This window comes from Rhodococcus sp. NPDC057014 (genome assembly GCF_042673295.1).
Lineage (GTDB): Bacteria > Actinomycetota > Actinomycetes > Mycobacteriales > Mycobacteriaceae > Rhodococcus_F.
In genome coordinates, this window is sequence record NZ_JBHUSF010000520.1 from 1 (window position 1) to 3,668 (window position 3,668).

Consider the following 3,668-nt stretch of genomic DNA (forward strand, 5'->3'; position numbering starts at 1 on the left):
CCCTCGTCGACGGCCGCGTCCTCGTCAAGTCCGAGGCCTGGGGTAAACACCTGTGGCATCACTACGAGTCCGGGCTGGTCGTGCACGTCCACCTGGGTCTGTACGGGGCGTTCACGGAAGCGGCCGTTCCCATGGAACCGCCGGTCGGGCAGGTCCGGATGCGGATGGTCGGCACCGAATTCGGCACCGATCTGCGCGGCCCGACGGCGTGCGAGGTTCTCCACCCGCCGCAGGTCGCGGCCATCGAGGCGCGACTCGGACCGGACCCTCTGCGCAAGGACGCCGACCCCGACAAGGCGTGGACTCGCATCTCGGCGTCGAAGACCCCGATCGGGGCGCTGCTCATGGATCAGGCCGTGATCGCGGGTGTCGGCAACGTGTACCGGGCGGAGGTCCTGTTCCGGCACGGCATCGACCCGGATCGGCCCGGCCGCGGACTGTCCCGCGACGAGTGGGACGCGCTGTGGGCCGACCTGGTGGCACTGATGAAGGTCGGGGTGCGACGCGGCAAGATGCACGTCGTCCGTCCCGAGGACGATCACGGCGATCCGGCGTATGCGAAGGACCGTCCCCGGACGTACGTCTACCGTCGGGCGGGATCGCCGTGCCGGATCTGCGGCACCCCGGTGGCCCACTCGGTCATGAAGGGCCGCAACCTCTTCTGGTGCCCGAGCTGCCAGCCGTCCTGACGGCCGCGTCAGAAGTCGAAGCCGCCACCGAAGTCGAACCCGCCGCCGTCTCCGCCGCCACCGAAGTCGAATCCGCCGCCGTCGCCACCGGCGTCCCCGCCCATGTCGCCGCCACCGGCATCTCCACCGGAATCGCTGCCGTCGCCACCGGCGTCTCCGCCCGCGTCGCCGGTGTCCTGGGACGCGTCGCCCGCTCCGCTCTCGAAGCCCTGTGCGTCATACGGCACACCTGCCATCCCGGAGAACATCGCGGAGAACAGGAACATCGAACCCAGGCCCCACGCGCCGGCCACGAGAGCGGGCTTCCACCACGGCTCCGAGTACCAGCCTGCGGGAACCGGACGTCCCGCGACGCGGCCGCCCGGGTAGTAGTTCGGTGTCTTCGACGACGGGTTCGGTGACGCCGCGACCTGTCTGCCCTCGAACTCGACCTCACGGTCCTCGGTGACCGCTCCCGCGGATTTCTGTCCGTCGATCGACGGGACCTCGGGACCGGGATCCATGCCCATGGCCGTCCGGGCGGCGCGGATGTAATAGAGGCCTTCGAGCGCCGTTTGCTTGGCGAGACGCGCCTGGACGGGGGTGGCGGCCTGGTCGATCTGGGAGCCCGCCGCCGTGTAGCGCTCGGACGCGTCGGCCAGCGCCTGCTGGGAGGCGGTGTCGGACCCGGAGAGGCTGTACACCTGTCCGCCGAGTCGTTCGATGGCCTGGCGAGCGTCCGCCTTCGCGTCCTCGAGCTGGTTCGCGGTCTGCCCGGCGCGGTTGTTGCGGCTCCTCACCACCAGGAAGGCGACCGCCGCCACGATCACGAGTATGAGTAGCAGTTCCACGGTGGGCCTCCGGAGTTCTCGCGGACCGTCGGCTGCGGGGCTGCAACATCCACGAGTAGGGGACAAATCGGACATCTCCCAGAGTACTGATCGAAATCGGGGTTACGCGCTCGGCGAACGGAGGAGCCGGCGGGGCCGAGGCGCGGTCGATCGCATGTGACGCATGTCATAGCGAAGGAGAGGGTGCGACCGCTCCTGCACAACAAAAAAGGAGCGTTCCCTGGGGTGGGAACGCTCCTCTGTGGAGGGGATGACGGGAATCGAACCCGCGTAATCAGTTTGGAAGACTGAGGCTCTACCATTGAGCTACATCCCCGTGCATACGACAACCTGGGATCGCCATGCATGTCGTCTGCGATGAGTGACTGTACCCAACCTCGCTTTGGATTTCATAATCGGGGGGCCGTAGGATTCTTCCTCGGGTCCTCGCGAGGTTGGCGAGAGCCGGCTTCGACCGGGGTGTAGCGCAGCTTGGTAGCGCATCCGCTTTGGGAGCGGAGGGTCGCAGGTTCAAATCCTGTCACCCCGACCAGAACCACAGGGCAGGTCACTGCCGCACAGTAAAAGAGCACGACCACACGAAGGAGCCAGTCCGTGAAGAGCACCGTCGAGCAGCTCAGCCCGACGCGAGTCCGTATCAACGTTGAGGTGCCCTTCGAGGAGCTCAAGCCTGATTTCGACAAGGCCTACAAGGCCCTCGCGCAACAGATCCGTCTCCCCGGCTTCCGCCCGGGCAAGGCACCGGCCAAGTTGCTCGAAGCCCGTGTCGGTCGTGGCGCCGTCCTGGAGCAGGTCGTCAACGACGCACTCCCGTCCCGCTACTCCGAGGCCGTCACCAGCGCCTCGGTGAAGGCGATCGGTCAGCCCGAGATCGAGATCACGAAGATCGAGGACGGCGAGCTCCTCGAGTTCACCGCCGAGGTCGACGTCCGTCCCGAGATCACGCTGCCCGACTACAGCGAACTGAGCGTCACCGTCGATCCGATCGAGATCACCGACGAGGCCGTCGAGGAGCAGCTGCTGTCGCTGCGTCAGCGTTTCGGCACCCTCACCGGTGTCGAGCGTGCGGTCGAGGACGGAGATTTCATCTCCATCGACCTGTCGGCCACCGTCGACGGTGAGGCCGTCCCCGAGGCCACCGCGAGCGGTCTGTCGCACGAGGTCGGTTCGGGTCAGCTCATCGAGGGCCTCGACGAGGCCGTCGTCGGAGTCAAGGCCGGCGAGTCCAAGGAGTTCACCTCGACGCTCGTCGCCGGTGACCACGCGGGCAAGGAAGCTGTCGTCACCGTCACCGTCGGCACCGTCAAGGAGCGCGAGCTGCCCGCCGAGGACGACGAGTTCGCTCAGCTGGCAAGCGAGTTCGACACCCTCGACGAGCTCAAGGCCGACCTGCGTGAGCGCGTCGGACGCGTCCGCAAGGTCGAGCAGGCCGGTCAGATCCGCGACAAGGTCCTGGAGACCCTGCTCGAGACCGTCGAGGTCCCGCTGCCCGAGGCCGTCGTCAAGGCCGAGGTCGACGCTGCGCTGCACGACGCCGTGCACGGACTCGACCACGACGAGGAAGCGCTGAACAAGCTCCTCGAGGAGCAGGGCACGAGCCGCGAAGAGTTCGACAAGGACGCCAAGGACAGCGCCGAGCGCTCGGTGAAGACCCAGCTCCTGCTGGACGCCATCGCCGACGCCTCCGACGTCACCGTCGGCCAGGACGAGCTCACCGAGCGCATCCTGTTCCAGGCGCAGCGCTACGGCATGGCGCCGGAGCAGTTCATCCAGCAGATCCAGCAGGCCGGTCAGCTCGGTGCCGTGTTCGCCGACGTGCGTCGCGGCAAGGCTCTCGCCGGTGTCGTCGACCAGGCCACCGTCACCGACACCTCGGGTGCCGCCGTCGACACCGCCGAACTGTTCGGCAACGGTGAGGCCGAGACCGAAGACGCCGCGTCCACGGACGAGGTCGCATCGGATTCCGCCGAGGGCGAAGACCAGAAGTAATGCTGGTCGCGGGGTGTTTCCCTCGCGTTCGGCTGTGAGATGTTTTCCGCTTTGAGCGAAGTAGGGCGGCACCCGGACTACGGTGCCGCCCTCCGTCGTTAGTGTCTGTGTCAGCAATAAACGAATTAAGGAGAAGGCAGGTACCGGGACTTCCAAACAC

General features: G+C 67.1%; 3 protein-coding genes and 2 tRNA genes. 3 read left to right on the top strand and 2 right to left on the bottom strand.

Going from position 1 to position 3,668, the window contains the following annotated elements; genetic code table 11:
• Positions 1 to 689: Fpg/Nei family DNA glycosylase (locus tag ACFTZB_RS44100; protein WP_378442097.1), on the top strand; the 689-nt coding region annotated here is incomplete at its 5' end.
• Positions 690 to 697: 8 nt separating this feature from the next.
• Here ACFTZB_RS44100 and ACFTZB_RS44105 read toward each other — a convergent pair.
• Together ACFTZB_RS44105 and ACFTZB_RS44110 are read right to left on the bottom strand one after the other, a co-directional pair.
• Positions 698 to 1,519, bottom strand: coding sequence for a DUF1542 domain-containing protein (locus ACFTZB_RS44105; protein WP_378442100.1), 822 nt, complete (start codon positions 1,517 to 1,519; stop codon positions 698 to 700).
• A gap of 242 nt (positions 1,520 to 1,761) precedes the next feature.
• Positions 1,762 to 1,835 (bottom strand) — tRNA-Gly (locus ACFTZB_RS44110).
• A gap of 139 nt (positions 1,836 to 1,974) precedes the next feature.
• On the opposite strand from ACFTZB_RS44110, the gene ACFTZB_RS44115 reads away from it, so the two are divergent.
• Positions 1,975 to 2,051: transfer RNA gene (locus tag ACFTZB_RS44115), tRNA-Pro, on the top strand.
• A gap of 62 nt (positions 2,052 to 2,113) precedes the next feature.
• Positions 2,114 to 3,508 (top strand): trigger factor, encoded by a 1,395-nt coding sequence (tig, locus tag ACFTZB_RS44120; protein ID WP_378442102.1) that lies wholly within the window; start codon positions 2,114 to 2,116, stop codon positions 3,506 to 3,508.
• Positions 3,509 to 3,668 lie beyond the last annotated feature (160 nt).